The 22,237-nt window shown below is 63.3% G+C and carries 20 protein-coding genes; 3 read left to right on the top strand and 17 right to left on the bottom strand.

Annotated features, from left to right (window positions below; all coding sequences use genetic code 11):
- Window positions 1–175 precede the first annotated feature (175 nt).
- Together Q7J58_RS01595 and Q7J58_RS01600 are read right to left on the bottom strand one after the other, a co-directional pair.
- Window positions 176–2,512: a hypothetical protein gene (locus Q7J58_RS01595; protein WP_304822460.1), complete on the bottom strand. Its 2,337-nt coding sequence runs from the start codon at window positions 2,510–2,512 to the stop codon at window positions 176–178.
- 390 nt (window positions 2,513–2,902) lie between these two features.
- Window positions 2,903–3,520: a glutathione S-transferase family protein gene (locus Q7J58_RS01600; protein WP_304822463.1), complete on the bottom strand. Its 618-nt coding sequence runs from the start codon at window positions 3,518–3,520 to the stop codon at window positions 2,903–2,905.
- A gap of 304 nt (window positions 3,521–3,824) precedes the next feature.
- On the opposite strand from Q7J58_RS01600, the gene Q7J58_RS01605 reads away from it, so the two are divergent.
- Window positions 3,825–4,037, top strand: a complete 213-nt coding sequence (locus tag Q7J58_RS01605) for a helix-turn-helix domain-containing protein (protein ID WP_304822466.1) — start codon at window positions 3,825–3,827, stop codon at window positions 4,035–4,037.
- Window positions 4,038–4,081: 44 nt separating this feature from the next.
- Here the strand turns inward: Q7J58_RS01605 and Q7J58_RS01610 are convergent, their stop codons facing one another.
- Genes Q7J58_RS01610 through pyrF form a run of 3 tightly spaced genes read right to left on the bottom strand, consistent with a single transcriptional unit; the run spans window position 4,082 to window position 7,998 of the window.
- Complete coding sequence (locus Q7J58_RS01610) at window positions 4,082–5,536, bottom strand: DUF1501 domain-containing protein (protein WP_304822469.1); 1,455 nt, start codon at window positions 5,534–5,536, stop codon at window positions 4,082–4,084.
- 13 nt (window positions 5,537–5,549) lie between these two features.
- A complete protein-coding gene (locus Q7J58_RS01615) occupies window positions 5,550–7,145 on the bottom strand; it encodes a DUF1800 domain-containing protein (protein WP_304822472.1) in 1,596 nt (531 codons plus the stop codon).
- A 13-nt stretch (window positions 7,146–7,158) separates the two neighbouring features.
- Complete coding sequence (gene pyrF, locus Q7J58_RS01620) at window positions 7,159–7,998, bottom strand: orotidine-5'-phosphate decarboxylase (RefSeq protein ID WP_304822475.1); 840 nt, start codon at window positions 7,996–7,998, stop codon at window positions 7,159–7,161.
- A gap of 88 nt (window positions 7,999–8,086) precedes the next feature.
- Between pyrF and Q7J58_RS01625 the strand changes: the two genes are divergently transcribed.
- Window positions 8,087–8,965, top strand: coding sequence for an EamA family transporter (locus Q7J58_RS01625; protein WP_304822478.1), 879 nt, complete (start codon window positions 8,087–8,089; stop codon window positions 8,963–8,965).
- 133 nt (window positions 8,966–9,098) lie between these two features.
- On the opposite strand, the gene Q7J58_RS01630 is transcribed toward Q7J58_RS01625, so the two are convergent.
- From Q7J58_RS01630 to tsaB, 3 genes are all read right to left on the bottom strand, one after another.
- Window positions 9,099–9,905, bottom strand: a complete 807-nt coding sequence (locus Q7J58_RS01630) for a uracil-DNA glycosylase (protein WP_304822544.1) — start codon at window positions 9,903–9,905, stop codon at window positions 9,099–9,101.
- A 125-nt stretch (window positions 9,906–10,030) separates the two neighbouring features.
- Window positions 10,031–10,534, bottom strand: a complete 504-nt coding sequence (rimI, locus tag Q7J58_RS01635; protein ID WP_304822547.1) for a ribosomal protein S18-alanine N-acetyltransferase — start codon at window positions 10,532–10,534, stop codon at window positions 10,031–10,033.
- A 179-nt stretch (window positions 10,535–10,713) separates the two neighbouring features.
- The gene (gene tsaB, locus Q7J58_RS01640) at window positions 10,714–11,514 is read right to left on the bottom strand and encodes a tRNA (adenosine(37)-N6)-threonylcarbamoyltransferase complex dimerization subunit type 1 TsaB (RefSeq protein WP_304822549.1); all 801 of its coding nucleotides are present in this window, start codon (window positions 11,512–11,514) and stop codon (window positions 10,714–10,716) included.
- A 194-nt stretch (window positions 11,515–11,708) separates the two neighbouring features.
- Between tsaB and dacB the strand changes: the two genes are divergently transcribed.
- On the top strand, window positions 11,709–13,217 hold the full coding sequence (gene dacB, locus Q7J58_RS01645) for a D-alanyl-D-alanine carboxypeptidase/D-alanyl-D-alanine-endopeptidase (protein WP_304822481.1): 1,509 nt from the start codon (window positions 11,709–11,711) through the stop codon (window positions 13,215–13,217).
- Window positions 13,218–13,485: 268 nt separating this feature from the next.
- Here the strand turns inward: dacB and Q7J58_RS01650 are convergent, their stop codons facing one another.
- The 9 genes from Q7J58_RS01650 to Q7J58_RS01690 form a co-directional block, all read right to left on the bottom strand.
- Window positions 13,486–13,725 (bottom strand): hypothetical protein, encoded by a 240-nt coding sequence (locus Q7J58_RS01650; RefSeq protein ID WP_304822484.1) that lies wholly within the window; start codon window positions 13,723–13,725, stop codon window positions 13,486–13,488.
- A gap of 23 nt (window positions 13,726–13,748) precedes the next feature.
- Entirely contained in the window at window positions 13,749–14,333 is a 585-nt protein-coding gene (locus tag Q7J58_RS01655) for a hypothetical protein (protein WP_304822486.1), read from the bottom strand.
- Between the two features lie 2 nt (window positions 14,334–14,335).
- A complete protein-coding gene (locus tag Q7J58_RS01660; RefSeq protein ID WP_304822489.1) occupies window positions 14,336–18,163 on the bottom strand; it encodes a tape measure protein in 3,828 nt (1,275 codons plus the stop codon).
- Window positions 18,164–18,302: 139 nt separating this feature from the next.
- Window positions 18,303–18,803 carry a Mor transcription activator family protein gene (locus Q7J58_RS01665; protein ID WP_304822492.1) on the bottom strand — a complete coding sequence of 167 codons (501 nt, stop codon included), beginning with the start codon at window positions 18,801–18,803 and terminating at the stop codon, window positions 18,303–18,305.
- A 299-nt stretch (window positions 18,804–19,102) separates the two neighbouring features.
- Window positions 19,103–19,600, bottom strand: coding sequence for a hypothetical protein (locus tag Q7J58_RS01670; RefSeq protein WP_304822495.1), 498 nt, complete (start codon window positions 19,598–19,600; stop codon window positions 19,103–19,105).
- Window positions 19,601–19,613: 13 nt separating this feature from the next.
- Window positions 19,614–20,063 (bottom strand): Mor transcription activator family protein, encoded by a 450-nt coding sequence (locus tag Q7J58_RS01675; protein WP_304822498.1) that lies wholly within the window; start codon window positions 20,061–20,063, stop codon window positions 19,614–19,616.
- A gap of 17 nt (window positions 20,064–20,080) precedes the next feature.
- Complete coding sequence (locus Q7J58_RS01680; protein WP_304822501.1) at window positions 20,081–20,578, bottom strand: regulatory protein GemA; 498 nt, start codon at window positions 20,576–20,578, stop codon at window positions 20,081–20,083.
- Window positions 20,575–21,447, bottom strand: a complete 873-nt coding sequence (locus Q7J58_RS01685; protein ID WP_304822504.1) for a hypothetical protein — start codon at window positions 21,445–21,447, stop codon at window positions 20,575–20,577. Before Q7J58_RS01685 ends, Q7J58_RS01680 begins: the two co-directional genes overlap by 4 nt.
- Window positions 21,444–22,187: a hypothetical protein gene (locus tag Q7J58_RS01690; protein WP_304822507.1), complete on the bottom strand. Its 744-nt coding sequence runs from the start codon at window positions 22,185–22,187 to the stop codon at window positions 21,444–21,446. The genes Q7J58_RS01685 and Q7J58_RS01690 overlap by 4 nt, the downstream gene beginning before the upstream one ends.
- Between the last annotated feature and the right edge of the window lie 50 nt (window positions 22,188–22,237).

Below are 22,237 nucleotides of genomic sequence, written 5' to 3' on the forward strand. Positions count from 1 at the left end.
TGATTTGCGCTCCACGCTTCCTTCCCACACTCGGTCGCCCTCATGCGGTTGCGCTTCGCTTCGCTCGTCTTGGTCAACTTGCGGCGGGACTTGCACCCGCAGGAGTGCGCCCATGCTGGGCGCACATGAAAAAGGCCCGCACGCTGCGGGCCTCGTTGCTTATTAAAAAGCCAAATCAGAACTGCTCGAACGTATTGTCCGAGTAAGTCAGACGATTGGTACTTTCGTTAAATTCACCGACCTTAACATCTGATTTGGTCATGGGGTGAACCGACTTGGAACCGTCGTAAACCATTTTGATACCCTCCGAACTGGTCAGCGTCAAAACCGCTTTGTGCCCGTTGGCAGCAGACCCACCGTTTCCATCCAGATGGATGACCACCGAGCCTTGGATGTATTGGCCGGTCAAGGTCACCGTTGCACCCGAAGCCCCTTTGTCGGTGTTGTTGATCACAAAATCTTTGACATACAGCACGGGCCGCGTTGGGATGGTCAAAACGGCATTGAGTGTGGCCTTGATTTTCTGCGGATTGTTGGCGCTCACCGGCTGGTTGCTGAAGAAGTTGGTGTAATCCAGCATTTCCATGACGATGTTTCCACGCAGGAATTCAACCCACGGACTGTTGACATCGGCCCGCCGTTCCAGTCGCCCACCAAACGTGGCCTTGGTAGGCACGTAGTGGGTTTGTGACTTGTCCCACTTGCCATCGCTGGCAGCCAGCTGACCACGAATGGCACTGTTGCCTGCGACATACCCAACACGGAGATCGAACTTCTCGGTGCCATCACGTGCATCGGTGTTGACAGGTGCTTCGATGAACGAATCTTTGCCCACGCCGATAGAAGACATGAAATAGATGGCTCCCTGCTGATCAGAGCTGAAGAACTTGATAACAGCATCGCTGTTCAAGCTCAACTTTTGAACACCATTGGCCACCGTTTTGACAACGTCCAGTTCAACCTCATGGCGGCGTCCTCGGCCATTGTCCAAAACAGGGCTAACTGACAGCCCCTGGTAATACAGGCTCGGCGCTGTGGTTCCCGTCAGGCGCAATGCCGTCAAATTACCCTCGGTAAATGTGCGTGTGAAATCGGCAACGCCCTCCTGACCGCGCTGGACGGAGTACGCCGGATAGTTTTCGGCGGGCACTGGCTTACCTTGATCGGCTGTGCCGACATAGGTCTGCGTAAACGTTCCGCAGGAAGTACTGTTTGGCGTCGAACACGTTCCATATTCACGTCTGGCGGTGGTTTTGACCGCGTAAGCACCCGGAGCATCACTCTTGGCCTCGATCAACAAACGATGACGCCAGCGCCAAGTGTTGAGCTGACCGGTGGTCGCATCTTGTACATCCCGATTCACCACAATGTAGGAGCTGCAACCGACTGTTTTGGCGTTTGCAGCGGTGGTTGCTTCGGTCCTGAATGTGTTGTCGGTATAAACCGCGCAACCGGCACCGTACTGTGTACCCAGACGGTTACTCCTGTAGAGGCCGGAACTGTTTTGGGCATCCTCCAGCAACTGGACACCAAAATCCATGGTGCGCAGCATTTCGAAGGTGGAGTCAACGACAGGACGAACACGGGTAGTCACCTCATCCTGTACCGCCGTCAACTGCGTTTGAAGTGAAAGATCTGTGGCATCCAACGCCTTGGCGTTGCTGCGCAGAGTAGTCATCAATGCCTTGGCCTGCGCAAGGGCCCCGACCTCTGCAGGTGTGTTGGTGGGTGGGGATACTTTAGGTGGATCCACATTGGCTGCCGCCGCCACTTGGTCGATCTTGCTCTGCAAGGCAGGCACTTTCAAATCGCCAAACGCGGACTTGTCCAGCTCTCCGACCACGCACGTGACCTTGGCAGCTGTATCGGCTTTGTCTTTACAAGCCGCCACATCACCATCCTTGGCCAACTGAGAAATGGCGGCCAGCACGACACCCGCTGGGTTTGTTGGCTTGTTGGATGCATCAAATTCTGGCGCAACGGTCAACGGATCGAAACCCATGGACTCCCGCAAGTCCTTGTTGGCTTGTTCAATGTTGGTCTTTGTCAAACCTCCCTTGCGTACAGCCGCAGCAACAGCGTTCGTGGTGAGTGGATTGACTTGGACCGTAAATGTCCGGGCGCTGACACTGACAGGTGGCTGCACAGCAGACTTCAACATAAGACCAACGGGCTTGACCATCGCACCAGTGGCTTCGTCTGCCATTTCAGTCTCATCGGTCGCCTCAACTTCTACCAAGATAGGCCCGGTGTAGTCTGGATATTTGATCGAATAAGCCCCTTTGTCAGACTTGCTCTCGCCGAGCTTGTCGCCACGGCTACCGTTTTCATTCAGTTTGTATGCCGTTACTTTCGCCTTGTGAAGGGGCCCTTTAGCTGCAGTACCACTGAGGGTGTACTCGACACTGGCAGGTTGGTCCACCACAGTCGATCCCCCACCGCAGCCCGCCAAGACCACAGCAGCGGCGATCCCTGTCATGTGCCAAATGACACGTTTGCTTGTAATTCTCATTGTTCTCTCCTGAAAAATAATACGAAGTACGCCCGTACTCCGCAAGTATTACTTTAGTAGAGAACCAAGAATTTTTCCACTATCTCAATCAAAATTTTATTATTCAATCCATTGCCAAAACGACATTATTGATTCGACAGCATTTTCCATAACTCCAAGGAAAAACCAACAAAATCAATAACTTGCAAAACCAGCAACCAACAACCAACAACCAAGCAAATAGACTCTTCGTCGTTTCGTGTGGAATTTGACAGCAGGCTTTATCTGGCTTCGAACTGGCCCAGAAAAGTGAGACCACGCCACGCTACAGGTCTGGGATTCTCAGAGATAAAACTCCACACTGGATGGTGAGATGTGGGGTTAGCGGATGAAACAACGCAGTTTGTCGGCCTACACCAGCGCGCTGGGCCGGGCGGCCACTTTGTCGCGCCAGGCTTGCAGGGCGACCAAGCCTTCACCGGCAGGTTTGAAGCGCATGAGCCGACCGAACTCGACAGCACAAAACGCGGTGATGTCTGCAATGGTGAAGCGCTCGCCGGCCACCCAGGGCTGGCGCTGCAGCTCGGCGTCGAGCCAGGCGGCGGTCTCCAAGGCTTTGCCCGCCTGCGACTGGCCGAAGTCGGGGAACTGCGGTTGCTCCAGCGCCGCCAGCCCGGGGTGGGTGTGGCGGATGGCGTTGGCCAGCGGCAGCATGAAGGACCACTCCACGCGCCGGTCGGCCATTTCAATGAAGGCGCGCTCATCAGACGTGCGTCCCATCAGGTTGGGCTCGGGCACGCGGCCTTCCATGTAGGTGCAGATGGCGCGGGTTTCGGTCAGCACGCGGCCATCGTCCAGCTCCAGCGCGGGCACCCGGGCCAATGGGCTTTTGGCGAGGTAATGGGCGGTTTTGTGTTCTTGCGCGTTCAGGTCGATGTTGATCAGCTCCAGCCCGTTGATGTTTTTTTCGACCAGAAACATGAGCACGCGGCGGGGATTGGGCGCGCGGGGAGAGACGTACAGCTTCATGGCGTGGCACCCTTCAGGTCCTGGCCCACAGACAGGGTACGGTGGTTGAGTTCGCTAAAAAGCTGGGCGGCGGTGTAGAGATCGATCATGCGCGGTGGCACCTCCGGGGCCATCGCGCATGGTAGTCACCGCGCTGCTTTCTGTCGCGCCCGGGCTGTCGCCTGCGCGCAGTTGGGTGGCTCAGCGGCTTACGGCATGCCGATGAAGGATGTCCTGAAAGGAAGCACCATGACCAACGCATTCAACAGCATCAAACAAGGCCTGACCGAGGCCGTTGCCCATGCCAAAACCAAAGGGAGCAAGAATGAGCGGCGTCCAGCTGTACCGACCCCAACCGGTGGACGTCAGCGGCCTGCGCCTGAGCCTCACACAGGAGCAGTTTGCCCCACGCTTTGGCTTCTCGGTGGCCACCTTGCGCCACTGGGAGCGCGGTGACCGCTCGCCCAGCGGCGCGTCGCTGGTCTTGCTGAACGTGATCGACCGCAACCCCAGCGCAGTGCTGCAAGCCCTGCAATAGCCACAGCCATCCGCCACCGTTGAAGCGCCCTATCCCAACAGCGCTCAGCGCATGAAGCCGATGTCGGTGGGGTAATCGCTGCCGCCGAACTGGCGCAGGTTGGGCACGATGGCGGCCATGGCGCTGTCGGGCACACCAAACCATTGGGCCAGCGTGGCCGCGTACTGATCGACCGAGGTGCTGGGGAGCAGGCGGCCCTGGCCCACATGCCACTGGTCGTCGGCGTCGGTGGTGCTGTTGGTCACGCTCACCGGTGGCGCCTGGCCGTAAAACGCCTGGCCACGCACCGAACCGCCCACCAGGAAGTGGTGGGCGCCCCAGCCGTGGTCGGAGCCGTCGCCGTTGCTCTGCAGGGTGCGGCCAAAGTCCGAGGCGGTGAAGGCGGTCACCTGCTCGGCCACCTTCAGGCTCACGGTGGCGGCGTGAAAGGCGGTGAGAGCGCTGCTGACCTGGCCCAGCAGCACGGGCTGTTTGGCCATCAGGTTGTCGTGCAAATCAAAGCCGCCCAGCGAGACGAAGAACACCTGGCGCCGCGTGCCCAACAGGTCGCGCGCGGCAATCATGCGCGCCACCAGTTTGAGCTGGTCGGCCAGGCTGTTTTGGCTGGGAAAGTGGCTGAACGGCGCGTCGGTGGCGGGGAATGCGCTCAAGGCGTCGCTCACCGTGGCTTCGGTGCTGAACGCCCGGGCGGTGACCTGGTTGTAGGCGTTTTCCAGCCGGTGGTTGCGCTTTTGCAGCGCCAGCTGCAGCAAAGCGTCGCGCACCGCAGGCGCGTTGTACACCGGTTGGCTCAGGCTGTTGATCTTCACCGCACCGCCCGAACTGACCTGGTACGACAGCGCCTGCTCTCCCGACAAAAAAACCGTGTTGCCGGCCACGGAAACACAGGTCAGCACGTGGTTGGCGCCGTTGGAGGTCAGGGCAAGGTCGCCCAGGTGGCCACCCCAGCCGGTGGTGGCGCCTTCGGCGCTGGAGGTTTGCCAGACCGACTGCTGGTCGTTGTGCGAGAACAAGCGCGGCGGACGCTTCACGCTGGGGTTGTTGTAGTCGGCGCGCGTCATCGGGACCATGAGAGGCCCGACGTTGAGCTGCACCGCCGCCGCACCGCTGTTGAACAGGTTGGCCAGGCCACTCATTTCGGGCGGCAGCGCGTACTGCCGCTCGTTGGCCAAGGGCGTGCGGGGTTGCAACAGGGTGGCCGCCAGGTCGGCGCGCGCCAGGGCGATGCCGCCGCCGCTGAAGTCGGGATGGCCGCCGCGAACGGTGTTGTAGCGCGCGTAGCTGGCTTCGTCGTAGGTGACGACGGTGTTGGCGTAATCGTTGCCACCGAACAGAAACACGCACACCAGCGCTTTGTAGTCACTGGCCTGCGCGGCGGCGGCCTCACCCATGGCGACGAGGTTGAGCGCCGTGGGCAAGGCGGCGCCGGCGAAGGCGAGTTGGCCGGCACGGCGCAAAAAGGCGCGGCGGCTGTGCCGCTCGGGCTGGATGAAGTGCATGCTGGCGCGACCCTTATTTCTGGACGAGGTACTCGGGGCACGCCATGACCATGAAGATGGCCGAGCAGACCCGGCGGCGCTGGGCCTGCTCGATCTGGGCTGTGGTGCCGGTGCTGGGCAAGGGGGTGCTGTTGAGCGCCTGAACCAGGATGGCCTGGGTGGTGGCGGAAATGGCGCCCGCGGCGAGCACCAGGCAGACGTGGCTCACCAGGGCCTGCGCATCGTGCACCAGGGCCAGTTCGCGGCTGTAGTCGGCGCTCGCATCGGCCACGCCGCGATCGATGGCGTTTTGCATGAAGTTGAGGTAGCCGCTGACCGAGGTCTCGTTGACGATCTGGAACTCTGGCGCTGTGGCGCCTGCGGCGGCCAGGCCGGGGGAAGGGGGCACGAAGCCCGGACGAAAAAAGTTGAACACCGATGGCGAGCGCAGCGGGCTTTGCCCCAGTTGGGTCGAGGCGCGGCTCAAGTCACCGATCTTCCAGGTGCCGGTGGCCGAGCGCACGTCAAAACTGCGCCCCCACTGAATGAAGCGCAGCATGGGCTCGCGCAGCTTGCCGTGGGTGGGGCTGCTCAGGCCGGTGGGGCTGCGGGCTTCGTCGTCGAGCAAGATGGCGCTCCACACCGCAGACAGGTCGCCGCGCGTGCCGGCCCCGTTGTCATTGAAGCACGCCGCCACCCGCGCCACATAGGCCGGGCTGGGGTCGCTGGTGACGAGGCGCTGAATCATTTGGCGCGCGAAGAAAGGGCCGACATTGGGGTGGTTGAACAGGCGGTCCAGGGCGGTGCGCAGCGCGGGGGCACCCGGTGTGTTGGCGGGCACCGTGACACCCAGAAAGCGGGCTTCCAGGCTGGAATGGCGCTCGGGGTAGAGCAGCATGGGTTTGCTGGCGAAGTCTTTGGTCCTGATCGTGCCGCCGCCGGGCCGGGCTTCGTTGCCGCCATCGGAATGGTCGAAGTCGTAGCCGGTGAAGACGCGCGCCAGCTGGCTCACATCGTCCTGGGTGTAGCTTTCGGTGCCCTGGCTGGTGCCGTCGAGATGGAGGTTCACCAGGCCGATGCTGAACAGCTGCATCACCTCGCGCGCGTAGTTTTCGTCGGGCACCCGGCCGGTGCGGGCGTCTTCCTTGCGGTTGCCCTTGGTGTTGAGAAAGTAGCCCATGGCCGGGTGCAAGGTCACGTCTTCCAGCAGCTGGCGGAAGTTGCCAAAGGCGTTGCGCACCAGCATGTCCCACCAGGCGGCGTAGGCATGGCTGCGCCACACAAATTCGGCCGTGTTCAAGGAAGCCACGAAAAACTCGGACAGGGCCAGCGCCATGCGCAGGCGCATGGCGCTGGGGCCGCCGCTGAACAGTTGGCACCAGAGCATGTGGTCGGCCTGGCGCGTGCTGAAAAAATGCCGTTGGGTATCCACCACCCCATAGCCCTGCGATTCCAGCCAATCCCAGCCCGTGGGACCGAGGGGCATCTGGTACTGGCGCTGCAGCCACGCGGTGTAGCGGTCCGCGCGCAGCTCGGCGATCTCATCGCGGGTTGAAGAGAACTGGGCCTGCTGCAAAAAGCGCGCAGCGTCCTCGTCGGTGTGGGGGCGCACAAATGACCAGGTAGCCATGGAGGCAAGGCGCTCAGCCCTTGGCGGCGTCGAGCAGGTCGCGGGTGCGCAGGGCTTCGCGGCGAGCGGCGGCGGCAAAGTCGGCGCCGCTGGACGCGTACAAAATGGCGCGCGACGAATTGACGATGACGGGGCCGGTGGTGGCACCGCCTTGCGTGCGGTAGCCGGCCTGCACGGTGGCCACCGCGTCGCCACCTTGCGCGCCCACGCCCGGGATGAGCAGCGGCAAGGTGGGTGCGAGTTCGCGCACGCGCTGGATTTCAGCCGGGTAGGTGGCACCCACCACCAGGCCGAGCTGGCCGTTCAGGTTCCACGGGCCTTGCGCCAGGCGCGCCACGTGCTCAAACAGCAAGGGCTGGCCGTCCACCGAGGCCAGGCGCTGGTTTTGCAGGTCGTCGCCGCCGGGGTTGGAGGTGCGGCAGAGCAAAAAAGCGCCCTTGCCGTGGTACTTCAAATAGGGCTGCACCGAGTCAAAACCCATGAACGGCGAGAGCGTGACCGCGTCGGCGCCGTAGCGCTCGAACGCTTCGATGGCGTACTGCTCGGCGGTGCTGCCGATGTCGCCGCGCTTGGCGTCCAGAATCACCGGCACCTGCGGCGCCACGGCGCGCATGTGGGCCATCAGCTTTTCCAGCTGGTCTTCGGCGCGGTGGGCGGCGAAGTAGGCAATCTGCGGTTTGAATGCGATGGCGGTGTCGGCGGTGGCTTCGACGATGGCTGCGCAAAAATCGTAAATGCGGCTGGCGTCGCCGCGGAGGTGGGCGGGGAATTTGGCCGGGTCCGGGTCCAGGCCCACGCACAGCAGGGAACGGTTGTGGCGCTCGGCGCCTTGCAGCATGTCGATGAAGGTCATGCGGTGGATTTTACGGTTCGGCCGCCCGCGCGACAGTGCGGCTGGGGCGCCAACACACCGGAGCGCAAAGCCCCCTAAGATCGCGGCCATGCACGCCCTGACCCGCCAACAACTGATTCTGCTCGTCCTGCTCACCCTGGTGTGGGGCATCAACTGGCCGATCATGAAGTTCGGCGTGACGGGCTTCCCGCCGCTGACGTTTCGCACCCTCTGCATGTGGATCGGGCTGCCGGTGCTGGGCGCGGTGCTGCTGTGGCGGCGGGTGCCGTTTCGGGTGGGCCGCGCGCACTGGCGCGAGCTGGCTCTGCTCACCGTGTTCAACATGTTTTTCTGGCACACGCTGGCCATTTTGGCCATTCAAACGCTGTCCAGCGGGCGCGCGGCCATTCTGGGCTACACCATGCCGGTGTTTTCGGCGCTGGTGGGCGCCTGGTGGTTTGGCCAGCGGCTGCAAAGCCGGGCCTGGGGCGGCGTGGCGGCGGCGGCGCTGGGTGTGGTGCTGCTGCTGTGGCACGAAATCACCAGCCTTTCAGGCAAGCCGCTGGGCGTGGCCATGATGCTGGTGGCGGCCGCCACCTGGGCGGTGGGCACGCAGCTGATGCGCCGCACCCGCATTCCGCACCCGACGCTGGCGCTGTCGTTCTGGATGACGCTGTTCACCGCGCTCTGGATGACGCTGCTGGCGGTGCTGTTTGAGCGCGACGCCTGGGTCTGGCCCACGCCGGCCATTCAAGCGGCGATTGTGTACAACGCCATTGGCGTGTTTGCCTTTGCGCAGGTGGCCTGGCTGATGGTGGCGCGCGACCTACCGCCGATTGCATCCACGCTGTCGGTCATGTTCATCCCGGTGCTGGGCGTGTTCAGCGGCGCCTGGTGGCTGGGCGAGGTGCTGCACTGGCAAGACTGGGCGGCCGTGGCGCTGGTGATGGTGGCCATTGCCACGGTGCTGTGGCCGGCGCGGCGCTGACGCAGCCGCTTTTAAAACCGGGTGCAGAGAGAACCGGCCCACATTCGCGGGCACCCGCGGAACCGGCTTGGCCGGGCCGCAGGGTGCGTCCCCCTCCCAGCGCCGCAGGCGCGCCAGAGTGGGGGAAGCCGCGTCAGCGGCGCAGGGGGGTGTTTGCAGTCTCCATGGCCAGACACAAATCGGCCCAGGCCTTGGCTTTGTCGCTGGGAGTGCGCAGCAAATAGGCCGGGTGGTAGGTGACGATGACCGGCACGCCCTGGTAACGGTGCACCTGGCCGCGCAGCTTGCCAATGGGCTCATTCGTCTGCAGCACCGACTGCACCGCAAAGCGGCCCATGGCAATGATGAGCTTGGGTTGCACCAAGGCCACCTGGCGCGCCAGGTAGGGTGCGCACTGCGCCACCTCGGCGGGCTGGGGGTTGCGGTTGGCGGGCGGGCGGCACTTGAGCACGTTGGAAATAAAAACGCCCTGCGTGCCCTCCCCGCTGCGGCTGCGGCCCACGGCGCGCAGCATGTTGTCGAGCAACTGCCCGGCCGCGCCCACAAAGGGCTCGCCTTGCAGGTCTTCGTTTTCACCGGGTGCCTCGCCCACAATGAACCAGTCGGCCTGCACGCTGCCGGTGCCGAACACGGTGTTTTTTCGCTTCTCGCACAAACCGCAAGCCTGGCAGTTGGCCACGGCTTCGCGCAGCGCGGGCCAGTCCATGGACTCGATGCCGCTGGGGCGCGGTGACCGCTCGACCGCCGGGGCGGGCGCCGGAGTGGCGGGCCGGGGTGCAGGGTTCGGTGCACGGGAAGGTGCTGGCGGGCGCAGCGCAGCGGGCGCTGCAACGGGTGCAGGTGCCGCCACCGGTGAAGGCGCAGGCCGAGCCGCTGGCTGCCGGGGCTCTGGCGCTGCCACTGGCGCAGCCGGTTGGGGCGCCCAGACGCGCACGCCCATTTCGGCCAGCATGGCGCGCTGGCGGGCATCGAGTTGCGGCACGAACGAGGTGTCCCAGCCCGCCGCTTCGGTGTTGGGTGCCGCGGGGTCGCCCGGTGGGGCCGCTGGCATGGGCAGGTCTGGGCTCATGGCGTTGTCTCTTGGGCGGTGTGGGCCAGCGCCACCAGGTTCAGGCTCATCCCCACGGCGTCTTCGCGCGCGCGCTGGCCGGCGGGGTAGTAGCCCCGGCGCAGGCCCACCTGGGCAAAACCATAGCGCTGGTACAAAGCCCGCGCTGGGGCGTTGCTGTGGCGCACTTCCAGCCAGAGCCACTGCGCGCACTGCCCGCGCGACCAGAGCACCAGCGCGTCGAGCATGAAACGCGCCCAGCCCTGGCGCTGCTGCGCGGGGGCCACGGTGATGTTGAGCAGGTGCACCTCGTCCACACCGGGCATGGCCACCAGGTAGCCCAGCAGCACGCGGCCATCGGCCCGCCCGGGGTGCACCACCTCGCCCGGCAACGCCTCGCCCAGCAGCAGCACCGCCGGGTAGCCCGACCGCAGCGAGTCGCTGAAATGCTTGCGCGACCAGGGGTGGGTGTAGGCGGTTTTTTCCACCTCGACCACCGTGTCCAGATCGGCCTCGGTCATGGGCACAAAGGCGATGCGGCGCTGGCTGTGGGTCGGCGCAGGGCTGTCTGCGGGGTCTGCGCCGTCGGCCGTGACCAGCGCTGGCCAGCCGCGCTGGGCCCAGGCGGGGGCTGCAACAGGCTGAGGGGCAGCGGCGTCGGGGGTGCGGGCTTGGGCAGAAGGCGCCATGGGTCTCGGGCTCAGGGTGTGGTGACAGCAGGCACGGCGCTGGCGGCGGCCAGGCGCAACGCATCGCGCTCGGCGGTGGTTTGCGCCACCTTGTCGCGCACATACAGCGGCAGCGCGTCGCGGGCGGCCACCGCCGCCCCGGCCGCCAGCAGACCTGGGGCCAATTGCAGCAGCGCGCTGGCACTGGGCAAGGCCAGCAGGCGCGGGCCGGGCACATGGGCCAGCCGCTCGGCGTACACCGCAAACACATTGCCGGCCAGCAGACAGCGGCCCTCGGCCAGGCCCGCGTCGGCCGGCAGGCACTGCGCCAAGTAGGCGCCCAGGTGTTGCGGCGCGCACAGGCGCGGCGGCGCCAGCGGGTGCAGGCCTTGGGCGGTGTGGGCGTAGGGCGCTACGTACAACTCGTCCATGCGGGCATCCAGCAGGGCCACGATCACACCGGGCAGCGGCTCGCCAGCGGTGGCCTGGGCCGTGCGCGCGGCCTCGGCCAGCGCCAGCAGCGTGTCCACCGCCAACACCGGCAAGCCGCCGGGCTGGCTGGGGCTTTGTGCACCGTAGGCCAGACCCTGCGCCACGGCGCAGGCGGTGCGCAGCCCCGTGAACGAGCCCGGACCACGGCCAAACACCACCGCGTCCAGGCTGTGCAGCGTCCAGCCGGCCTGGGTCAGCAGCGCTTGCACCAGGGGCAACAAGGTGGCCGACGCCTGGGCGCCACCCGGCCCGGTGTGCTGCCACAACGGGGCGCCGGGCGCACCGCTGCCCAGCGCCACCGACAAGGTGTCGGTGCTGGTTTCCAGGGCCAACAGGCGCAGCGCGGCAGGCGGTGGGGTTGAAACATCGGGAGCGGTAACGGGCATCCGGGCATTATCGGCCAGCCCAAGCGCCGTGCGCTGGGGGCCGCTGGGAGCCTTCGCTGGCAAACCAGGCCCACCGGTGCACCCATTCCACCCTTTACACGACCCAGTGGGCAGGTGCACCCCCATCGCCGCCACATAATGAAACCACCATGTGTTCTGTTGTCCCCCGCTTTCTGCTGACCCTGCGCCTGCTGCTCGCCGCCTGGGCAGGCCTGACCCTGCCGGCGTGCGCCCAATCGGCAGGCGCTGTGGGCGCGCTGCCGCCCGGTGTGTCGGCCGCGCTGGCGCGTGCGGGCGTGCCGGCCAGCGCGTTTTCGGCCCTGGTGGTGCCGCTGGACGCCAGCGCCCGAGAACGGCTGCGCTACCGGGCGGATGCCTCGGTCAACCCGGCCTCGGTAATGAAGTTGGTGACCACTTACGCTGCTATCGACCTGCTGGGTCCCGACTTCACCTGGAACACCCGCTTTTACAGCGACGGCGTGGTGAGCCAGGGGGTGCTGCGCGGCAACCTGTACGTGCGCGGCGGTGGCGACCCGAAACTGGTGCTCGAACGCATTCAGGCCGCCTTCATGAACCTGCAAGACCAGGGCGTGCGCGTGATTCTGGGCGACATGGTGCTGGACCACAGCGCGTTCGAGTTGCCCGCCATCGACCCCGGCGCCTTCGACGGCGAAGCCCTGCGGCCCTACAACGCCGCGCCCGACGCGCTGCTGGTCAACTTCAAGTCCGTGGTGCTCACCTTTCAGCCCGATACCGGCGCTGGCGTGGCCCGTGTGCGCAGCGAGCCACCCATGGCCGGCCTGGCCATTGACGCGGCGGTGCCGCTGTCGCGCGCAGCCTGCGGCGACTGGCGCGGCAGCCTGCAAGCGCGCTTTGACGACGCCAACCACATCCGCTTTGAAGGCCGCTACCCCGGCAGCTGCGGCGAACGGGTGTGGCCCGTGGCCTACCAGGACCCGGCCAGCTACGCCGCCCGCTCGCTGGAAGGGCTGTGGCGCGCCAGCGGCGGCGCCATCACCGGCGCGGTGCGCGCCGGCCTCACGCCGCCCGGCGCCCAACTGCTGCACGAAGCGCGCTCACTGCCGCTCTCGGACATCATCACGGACGTGAACCAGTGGAGCAACAACGTGATGGCCCAGCAGGTGTTCCTCACCCTGGGCCAGCTCTCCCCCACGCGGGTGCTCACCGAAAGCACCCTGGCCGACCGGCTGGCGCCCATGCGCACCGCCCGCTTTGAGCGCTCGCGCGAGGTGGTGGCCAGCTGGTGGAAGCGCACCTTTGGTCTGCGCTACACCGCACCGGTGATGGACAACGGCGCCGGCCTGTCGCGCATGGAACGCATCACCCCCGAAGCGCTGGTGGGCCTGCTGCGCCACGCCGCTGCGCACCCACAAGGCAGCCAGTTCGTGCAATCGTTGTCCATCGCCGGTGTCAACGGCACCACCGCCCGCATGGCCCGGGGCGCCAACAGTGCCGCGCGCGGCAACGCCTGGCTCAAAACCGGCACCCTGCGCGACGTGACCGGCATCGCCGGCTACGTCAACGCCGCCAGCGGACAGCGCTACGCCGTGGTCGGCTTCATCAACGACCCCAATGCACCGGCGGCACGGCCTGCGCTGGAGGCCTTGGTGGAGTGGGCGGCAGCGCAGCCAGATTGAGAGGCTGAGCCTGTCGCCGGGTGCGTGGGTGAACCCACAAGCCCCGATGGGGGGGTGATCGTTTTGGCACTTGGTTGGGGTGTGGATAACTTTCCGAAAACCCAATGGTGACAACGACTTACGATGGTTTTTAGGGGGTTTTTCGTCGCCGGGGGTTTTGGCGCGAAATGGGCGGTGCGGGGGGAGGAAATGGGCGAAATGTGTACGGATGCAGGCGATTTGGCACGAATTTGCATAGCAAATGGCAAACGGGCCTCTGCTCCCCACCTTATTTGCCTACTTCTCCTCGGTCGCCTGAGTCGATGGACACCTTGATGCCGAAACGTTTCACGAGCCGTCCCATCGTTTCCATCACCTCCTCTGCAGCCACAGTGACGGAGTTTGCCTGCTGCTCTGGCACCGTCTTCCGAATCGCATCAAGAACAAACCAGGTCTTGAGCAGCGAAGAAAAAATATTCAGCACATCTTTTTCGAAGTCATCTTGGGTATGTGTTGTCGAGAAATTCATGTCAACTCCAGTAAAGCAAAAAATCAACAAAAAGGCTCGGCATAGCTGTTGCGCTCATACGCATCAGCAAAAGTACCGGCTACAGAAAGCAAGGCTAAGCTAACCTTGGGTCCACATTGACGAAAAAGGCACAGCATGTGCTCTTCGTCCACAGCTATGTAAACGCCCCTACGCTTGGCTGTCGCTGGTTGGTCAGCCGACTCGCAGGCCTTGCGTATAGCCGCCCGCAGTTGTGCCTGGCCCGTAGGGCCGATGCGATCCAACGTCAAACCGGTCACAGTAAAGCTCCGTGTCAGTGCCTGTGTGTCGTCCCAGCTCAGTGCCAGTAGTTCGAACAATTTGGATGCACTTCCAACTGGGCCGAAAAATGAGGGCGGCGCACCGCTGAAGCGACGTGCGCATGCGATCAACCGTTTTGCTGTCTGCGCGGAAATGTAGGCCTGATTGACGTAGACACACCATTTCTCTTGGGTCGCGGCCTCTTTGACCATCCCCAACTGCGTGTACAAAGAAAATACATCATGGGATGTACGTGCGGCCTTGGGCCTGAGATGGCGAGCAAGCAATGCAGCAAGGGCATCGAACCGAAGAGCTTCAGTAATGCTCATCACTACGAATATCTCGATTGCGCAATGCCAAGCTCGCGAATAATCGCAGCAGCCAAAGAAGCGTCGTCGGCGCTTGCCGCCTCAAATGACCGGCTACGGCCTTCTGTCCTGAACTCAACCACATGATGGCTTGAACTGGGTTCGATGAGTTGACCGCTGCCACCAGCTTTCTGCACACCGATAGCTGAAGCCCCATTGCTGCCAAGGCCAAATGTAGTGCGCTCAGCCGCTCTCAGCAGAGCCTCGCTGATCGTGCTGCTCTGGCCACCGTATTTCATCTGCCCCGGGTTGCTGAAGTAGGGAATATTCCCTTTGCCGTCAGAAAACTCACGCGCAACGCTCTTGGCCTCCTCATCGCTAAGGCCGGCTTGCTTTAGGAAGTTCGCAATGCCGGTGAGGGTGGTCAACTCGCCACCCATCGCCAAGGTGTTGCCGCTCTTGTCCAGAGCGAAACCGTTCGCGTCGGTCTTCGGCGCTCCTCGCCCCATCAACTCATTACGAAGCTTGATGTATTCCGGGCTGCTCAGAGCACCACCTTCTTTCAGCAGGTCTTCCTGAGCCTGTTTCAGATCCTCGGTGGATACGCCACTCAGATCACCACCAGCACCGGCAAAACCTTGAAGATCTTTGAGACGCTGGAGCTGTGCAGCGGCGTTGGCTACCCCTTTGGCGAAGCCCTCCACAGCCGTCTTGCCATCGTTCATGTTCTTGACGATTGCGCGACCGGTTTCATCGACCTCGATCCGCAGTCCGTACATGGCAGCTTCGGCTTTCATTGCATCGATGGCCACGCCACTATTGGCCGCAATCTGCGCCTCTGCCATGCGGCGCCAAGCTTGGGCAATGCCAGCGGCGGTAGCCTCGCCGCTGTTCTTAATCAACTCGAAATCCCGCGCTGACTGTTCGGCAGCGGCATCTAGGTCTTTTTGCATCGCGACACCAGCGCGCTTGAAAGCTTGCTCGGTCTCGCTGCCCGCCTGCCAGCTCTTTCTGCCAACGCCCTCCACTTTGACTCCGGCCTCCTCAGCGGCTTCGCCCAACCGCTTGTTGGCGTTGGCCGCGCCGTCAATCACCTCTTTGTAGCCGGCACCGCTGCGAATCGCCTCCTGGGTTTTCTCCAGGCTCTTCTGCAGCAGCGTCAATCCTGCGGTCTGTACATCGGTCTCTTTCAACTTAGCTTCCGCCAACCGGATAGAGCCCTGAAGTTCGGCTTCCTTGACCGGGTTCAGAGTGTCAGTGACCTGTGCTTCGGCCAGCTTGGCCTGCGCCACTGCGATGGTGTTCTCTGCCTCGATTCTTTGCACGGCGATCTTGGCTTCGCTGATAGCGATGTCGATCTCCATCAGCGCCACACGCGCCTGGATGGCTCCAGCTTCGTCGCCGATCAACTTAGCCATCTCTTCGGACTGCGATGCCAGCAGCCTACGGGTCTCTAAGTCCTGCAGAGTGACCGCCGCATCCGTTTTGCGCGTAGTGGCTACAGCTTCGATGGCCTTCACCTCCGCTGATGCAGCTTCCGCTGACGCCTTAGCCCTCTCTTCGGCTGCAGCCGAAGCCTCCCTTGCCAGCCGTGCCTGTTCCTTGGAGGCTGCCTTGGCCGCGTCACCGGCGCGGTTGCTCGCAGCTTCTGCCCGGCCGAGGCCTTCTTCCACGTCGTCGCCGGCCTTCTGTGCTTCATCGCCCACGCCCATCAGGCGCACCCCGATCTCTCCGATGGCCACCAACAGCAACCCCACGCCCGTGGCCGCCAGCAAACGCTTGATAGCCACCGACAGTGCCGTGGCCGCCCCGGCCGCAACCGTCATGCCAGTGGCAGCGCCTTGCGCACCCACAGCCGTCGCGGTCATGGCCGCAGCAGCCGTGTAGAGCGTAGAGGCTATGTTGATAGCTTTAAACCCAAGCCACGCTTTGACTGCCAGCTCGATGGCAGGAGCCATCGTGATCAGCGTGCGGGTCACCGCCTCGGCCATTTCGGCCACCGCCACGAATGCGTCGGCAATGTCCTGTGCTTTGCGCTCCAGCTCGCCGGTCTCCTTCATCCGTTCGAACTCGGTCAACAACTCGCGGATCTTCTCGGTCAACCAGTCCAACACGCCAGCCTTGGAGATCATGCCAAAGAACTCCTCCATCGCGTCTTTCGCGTTGGAGACGGCACCGGCATACGTGTTCATGAGCTGCTCGCTCGCACCTTCGTTCATGCGGCCCAGCTCATCAATGAGCTTGCTGATCACATCGCGACCCAGCTCTCCGGCCGCGCTCATCTTCTGCAATTCGGGCACGCTGCGCCCGGTGGCGGTCGCCAGGGCATCCCAAACAGGCACGCCGCGTTCGGCCAACTGCATCAGTTCCTCGCCTTGCAGCTTCCCCTTCGTCCAGGCCTGGCCGAGGGCCGTGGTCACGCCGGCCAGTGTTTCCGTACCGCCGCCCAGGTTCGCCGCCACATCGGCCAGCGAACGCATCTGCGCTTCTGTCGGTTGCAAACCAAAGGCCGTGAGCTTGACGAAGGCGTCAGCCATATCAGTCACGGCAAACGGCGTTGTGGCCGCCAGTTCCTTGATCATGCCCATGGCCTCGGTGGCCGCCTCGGTGCCGCCCAGCAGGTTGCCCAGGCGCACCTCCAGGTTCTCGAAGGCTGAGCCGGTGGCGATCACATCGCCAGCCAGGTTCTTTAGCTCGTTCAGGCCGACCAGGGCGGTGGTCCAGGCCACCGCCTTGTGCGCGGCATTGCCCATGGCCTTGCCAACGCCATCGGTGGATTGCGCCAGGAGGTCGGTGGACGTCGCCGCACCCCTGGCTTCCGCCTTCAGCTCGACCACGCGCTTGTTGAAGGCGGCCACAGCCGCCTCCTTGTCCTTGGGCAGTACGTCGGCCGAATTACGAATCTGCGCCAGCGCTACCTGTAGCTCGTGGACGGCGCTCTCGGCCTTCTTTACGCCGTTCAGGCCTAGCCGTTTAAAGGCATCTTCCAAACCAGCAGGCGCCTCCGGGCCTTCGGTCGTCAGCTTGCGCAGGTTGGCTTGGAATTCCTTGAGAACCTGGTCGGCCTCCGCCTGGCGCTGACGCACTTTCTCGGCACCAGCCGCCAGCGCGTCCAAACCCTTTTGCGCATCCTGCGCGGCTGTCTTTAACCGCTCGTTTTCGCTGACCAAGTTGCTTGTATCCACGCCCAGCGTGCGGGCCGCATCACGGGCGCTATCCATGGCCTTGCGATGCTCACCCACGGCTTCGGACGCCTTGCGGGCCGCAGACACCGCCGCTCCATATTCGTTACCCAACGCACGCTCTTCACTGGCGGCTGCCTTGGTCGCCGCCTGCGCCTGCGAAAGGGCTCCTTGCTTGGCCTGCAACTGCTGGCGCAGCTCTGCAATGGAACTGCGTGCCTGGGCCACCGAGGTCTTGTATTCGTCGGTTCCACGGGCGGCCTGCTCGCTGCCGGACTGCAGGCTCTTCAGCGCATGCTGCATAGCTTGCACATCGGCGCGGGCGGTCGCCAACTCGGCGGCGGCCTGGCGCTCGGCATCGGCCAACGCCGCCGTCTTGGCTGCAGCAGCCGTCTTAGCAGTGTTCAGTCGCTCCAGCTCGGCCGTGGCCTGGTTGAGCTGATTGCTCAGCGTGCGGCCTTCCGACCCGAGCTGGCGCAGGTTGTCAATCGCCGCCTGTTGCTGGCCCACATTGCGCAGCGCCGCCGCCACCTCGACTGCCTGGTCTTTTAAACCCGCCGCCTCCAACGTCGCCGCGTCCAACCCATCCAAAAGCGCCTTCACGCCTGGCAGTCCGTCGTCCTTCGCGGAGATGACGTACTGAATTCGTTTTTCGTTCGATTGACTCATAATGATGCCTATGGCGAGACTCTGTTTCCTGTTGATGCTGCTGATCGGCAACCCCGCTGTGGCGGGTGCGCTAGGGGCCGCTGGGGTCTTGTGCGTGCTCGGCTGGCTGTTAGCCGGTCCCCGCGGTCACTGGCTCTGATCAAGATGCGTCTTCCACCCAAGTTGTGGGTACACGGCTTGGCCACGGCAGCACTACCAAGGATGAACTCCGAACCTTCGTATTCGGTTCACCAACGGAGCCATTCTTCGGGGACACGATCCGCTCTATCTGGCGCTCGCTCACCCGGTGTTCTATGGCCAATTGGCGCGTGGACTTGGGGCCGTACTCTGCGCGAATTCGTTTGTTCCGTTCCGCGAGGATCACGCCTGATGCACAAGGGATCGTGATGCGCATGCCAGTGCCTTCGTATTTGTACTCATCACACAGCTTTCGCATGTTGTCGAAGCCGATGAGTTCTGCGACGGGATGGTCAGTCGCTGCTTTTCCGGGGATGTAGAGTCTCAGCCCTCCAAAGCGATCCACGAGTTTTGCAGTCGCCAACGGGCCAATGAGTTCAACGATGCCCCGGAGGGTCGGGGGCAGTTCTTCAGCGTTGTCGTCAAGCACTCGCGCAAGCTGATCGATAGAGCAATGTTCCATGATGTTTGCAATGTCGTTTTGGAACAGCGAATGTGTTTTGGGCGGTGTCGATTTCGCAGAGGGCAAAGCTTCCCCACAAGACAAAGGGCACACCATCAGATGATGGTGTGCCCTTTGATGGCTTCCTGAACGTGGTCGAGTCCCAGGCAATCCCAGCCCCGCTAGGAGCGTTGAAACCGATGCGAAGCGCCCACTCCCTTCGAAACGTCCGGCCAGCGCCTTGGCGCGCGATTTAAACGGGGTTTAAACGCCGATTCCACAGGAAGATGACACCCCTATCGCATCCAGATCGGTCTTGGTCAGGCTCGGGCCACACTCGGATTGCGTTTGCGCCGCTGCACAGGGTGCTTGGTAGACAAGGGCTTGTCGGCAACAGTTTGTGCTTTCTGTACGGCCAATTGCCCCAACGTACCGAGCCACTCATCCAGAACCCTCTTCATGTCGCTGTCGATCTGCGCAGCTTTGGTCAGCCGCTCCGTAATGCGGTGCTCTGCTCCGTTCGGCGTCTGCAATATGTCCCCGCGAGCAATGCGAAGCGCAAATAGCCAGTCAACGTACTCTAGCGTGCCGCGATCTCTTTCCAATTCAAACTGCAAGGAGTAGCGCTCTGAGACGGCCTTGAGCACGCGGTTGAGGTCGCCGCAACGTTCATCCAGGAAGGCAAAGAGGCTGGTACTGGTTATGCCGCTGAGTTCGGCGTCGGTTTTGGCCATCGCGAGCAGGCCTGAGATCAGGTTGAGCTGGTCGCGCAACAATTCCATGCTTCGGTGCTCGTCCTCGGAGAGTTGGTAGTTCATGTTGTGTTCCCTTTTAGCGATTGATCTGGTTGATGATGGATTCGATCTGGCGCGCCGAAATGGGCGCGTAGCGCATGCCGATTTCCTGCACGGCTTCCGTTTTGCTCAGACCGATGCCGGCCGGCGGTTTGGATGTGAATTGGTCGAAGTCTTGGCGAATGACCCGGTTGCGTCTTTCCTGGCGAACACGGCTGCACAACGGAATTTCCAGCGTGGTCCCCCCATAGAGGGCCGCCAGTCGCTCCATGGCAGGCGCGCCGATGACCGCCGCCATCTGCGCCCACCGCCTGGCCCCAGCAGGGTTTGCATCAGGAAAGCGCGGCACCTTGACCTCAACGCCGGGCCAGGCGTTGAGAAGCGCGACAGTGGCCTCTGTGCCTATGCATTGCGCCAGAGTCCGAGCGGTCTCGGGCATCAGGTGGAGGAGTTCCGTGAAGTCTTCGCCCGTCAACCGGTCGAGCACGGGGGATACAACGGCACTCATCGCTCGCCACCCTTGCCTGCAGCCTTGTTGGTGCGACCCTTCAGCGTGCGACTCAGTGCCGCCACTAAGCGGTGCAGCAATGCCGGGCTGGCGAAGTCAACCCGGTCACACCAGCCGTTGCGCTTGCAAATCGCATCTGCATATGCCAACGTGTGGGGCGTTCCGGTGAGGGCCTCCAAGGCCGAGAGCAGCGCGTGGACCTTGCCCATCAGGGCGGCCCGGTCCGCAGACGGCGATACGCGTTTGCGGCCACCATCGCGGCCGGGGTGACGCGCACCGCTACGGCGCAGGTAGTCGAGCACGCGGGCCATTTCTGGCAGCGTGAGAACCGTCGAGCTCGATTTCCCGGTCTGTGCAAGCAACATGGCCCGATACGTCGCGTCATCCATGTCCATTTGGCGCTGTGCCGCCTTGATCGCGATGATCCTGGCATTGCGCTGGCGATCCACCGATGCCGTCGTCGTGCGTGCAGATGTCGTTCTGACAGTCGTCATACGGCCTCCCTCTCATTGGTAGCACGAGCTTCAACGCTGCGGGCTTCGTCCAATGACACCGTCTTGAGCTTTCCGTGAAGGAATCGACGCACCGCCGTGTAGCTCACCGGCTCGCCCCAATCGGAATTCCACGAACGCGTCAGGCGGCGGTGAACTTCCTGCATTGTTGGGTGCCGCAGGGTGCGTTTTATCCGAAGGGCTTTCACCATCCATGGCTGCACGGCCTGTTCGGGCTTTGACCAAGTGCTCTTTGGGGTCAGGTCGCGAACGGTCAACCAACGGATCAGCGTCCGCTCGGAGGGTGCACCAGGTACAGCCCCCTTTTGCCCACCCCCTCCAGCGCGCATCACGGACACGGCCAACGCCTCAGACAAGCTGGGCTCCACACGGCCTGACTGAACCTCTGCCAGAAACAAGACAACTGCGCGTTTAGAGCGGCAGTGTTCCCGTTGCTGCACGCGCTTGACCGCCTGGAGCACCTCTTGTCTCGCATCGCGGATGCGCTCCTCGGCACTTTGCGGACCAGTGCCGCTGCCCGCCGCTGTGCTACCCACTGCCCGCGCGGTGAGCGTGGATTCGCTGTTGGGGTCAAAGACCACGGTGTCGCGATGCCGTGCCACGGGGGAAAGCCGCCCCAGATCGCGCACAAGGCGCCAGATCACATGACCACGGCTCAATCGCGACAAACCTGGTGCCTTTCGCTTCAGACGCTGCAAGACGCCAACCCTTTCCAGCAGGCCCACGTACTTCATCAGGCTGTGATAAGCGTTTTTCTCTGTCCCATCACAAAGCGTTGTAAGCAGATCGTTCAGGGTAAAAGTGCCCTGCTGCCGCATGAGCCACCAGGCGCGTTGACGCAATGTGTTCATGGCCGCCCTCCTGTCTGGATGCGGCGCTTGCGGGCATCGCGGATAGCGCGCGTGAAGTCGTCACAAAGCTGGATGTTGCGCACGTCATCAAGATCGACACGCGGCTTGCCCTGTTTTTTTGCCACCGCCTCCACCACATGAATGGCGCTCATCACCAAGCGCATGCGGGCGTCGGTTTCTTCATGAATCCGTGCCACGAGGGCCGGCGCTATCTCGACCTCGCTGAGCTGCGCGCAGGTGGCCGTGACGTCCGCGAGTGAGCTCTTGTGAAATTCGCAAATGCGCGCACGGCTGCTGATCTGGGTGCGCCTAGCCAGCTTCGGAACGTCCTGCTCCATCAACACAATGATCACGAGCGTGCACGTCTTGTCCGTGACACCGCGCAGTCGTTCCAGGCAGGCCGCTCCCCGGGAAAGGGCAAAGCCTGCTTCGTCGAGCACGATGGGGATTTCTTCCGCCGCGATGGCCTCTTCAATCCGGCGCTCGAAGCCAGTGACAGGCTCGATACCAAGCTTGTCCGCCAGCTCGACCATCATGCGGCGCACGGTCCAGTCCACCTGGGCTGTGAGCATGATGGCGCCGTTCTCAGACGCCCAGTTGTGCAGCGTGCGAGTCTTGCCCTCGCCCGGACGCCCATGCACCACGATCCACCCGGACTCCTGGGAGCCCCGGTTTTCCTGTAGCGCCACGTGCGCCCGGAAGCGCCTGGCGTTCTCTGTTTTTACAAATTCTCGTTTCATGCCTAGAATTGCCTTTCGTTTTGGGCTTTCAAAACACGGCTGGGGAATGA

Source organism: Hydrogenophaga sp. (assembly GCF_030656115.1).
In the GTDB taxonomy this organism is placed as follows: domain Bacteria; phylum Pseudomonadota; class Gammaproteobacteria; order Burkholderiales; family Burkholderiaceae_C; genus Hydrogenophaga.

What these genes read in the sequence shown, in the direction of transcription:
- Q7J58_RS01690 (WP_304822507.1), bottom strand. Translation starts at nt 22,187, where the DNA reads ATGAAACGAGAATTTGTAAAAACAGAGAACGCCAGGCGCTTCCGGGCG.
- Q7J58_RS01625 (WP_304822478.1), top strand. Translation starts at nt 8,087, where the DNA reads ATGCACGCCCTGACCCGCCAACAACTGATTCTGCTCGTCCTGCTCACC.
- Q7J58_RS01595 (WP_304822460.1), bottom strand. Translation starts at nt 2,512, where the DNA reads ATGAGAATTACAAGCAAACGTGTCATTTGGCACATGACAGGGATCGCC.
- Q7J58_RS01660 (WP_304822489.1), bottom strand. Translation starts at nt 18,163, where the DNA reads ATGAGTCAATCGAACGAAAAACGAATTCAGTACGTCATCTCCGCGAAG.
- Q7J58_RS01665 (WP_304822492.1), bottom strand. Translation starts at nt 18,803, where the DNA reads ATGGAACATTGCTCTATCGATCAGCTTGCGCGAGTGCTTGACGACAAC.
- pyrF (WP_304822475.1), bottom strand. Translation starts at nt 7,998, where the DNA reads ATGACCTTCATCGACATGCTGCAAGGCGCCGAGCGCCACAACCGTTCC.
- dacB (WP_304822481.1), top strand. Translation starts at nt 11,709, where the DNA reads ATGTGTTCTGTTGTCCCCCGCTTTCTGCTGACCCTGCGCCTGCTGCTC.
- rimI (WP_304822547.1), bottom strand. Translation starts at nt 10,534, where the DNA reads ATGACCGAGGCCGATCTGGACACGGTGGTCGAGGTGGAAAAAACCGCC.
- Q7J58_RS01600 (WP_304822463.1), bottom strand. Translation starts at nt 3,520, where the DNA reads ATGAAGCTGTACGTCTCTCCCCGCGCGCCCAATCCCCGCCGCGTGCTC.
- Q7J58_RS01655 (WP_304822486.1), bottom strand. Translation starts at nt 14,333, where the DNA reads ATGAGCATTACTGAAGCTCTTCGGTTCGATGCCCTTGCTGCATTGCTT.
- Q7J58_RS01685 (WP_304822504.1), bottom strand. Translation starts at nt 21,447, where the DNA reads ATGAACACATTGCGTCAACGCGCCTGGTGGCTCATGCGGCAGCAGGGC.
- Q7J58_RS01605 (WP_304822466.1), top strand. Translation starts at nt 3,825, where the DNA reads ATGAGCGGCGTCCAGCTGTACCGACCCCAACCGGTGGACGTCAGCGGC.
- Q7J58_RS01680 (WP_304822501.1), bottom strand. Translation starts at nt 20,578, where the DNA reads ATGACGACTGTCAGAACGACATCTGCACGCACGACGACGGCATCGGTG.
- Q7J58_RS01615 (WP_304822472.1), bottom strand. Translation starts at nt 7,145, where the DNA reads ATGGCTACCTGGTCATTTGTGCGCCCCCACACCGACGAGGACGCTGCG.
- Q7J58_RS01650 (WP_304822484.1), bottom strand. Translation starts at nt 13,725, where the DNA reads ATGAATTTCTCGACAACACATACCCAAGATGACTTCGAAAAAGATGTG.
- Q7J58_RS01670 (WP_304822495.1), bottom strand. Translation starts at nt 19,600, where the DNA reads ATGAACTACCAACTCTCCGAGGACGAGCACCGAAGCATGGAATTGTTG.
- Q7J58_RS01610 (WP_304822469.1), bottom strand. Translation starts at nt 5,536, where the DNA reads ATGCACTTCATCCAGCCCGAGCGGCACAGCCGCCGCGCCTTTTTGCGC.
- Q7J58_RS01630 (WP_304822544.1), bottom strand. Translation starts at nt 9,905, where the DNA reads ATGGGCGTGCGCGTCTGGGCGCCCCAACCGGCTGCGCCAGTGGCAGCG.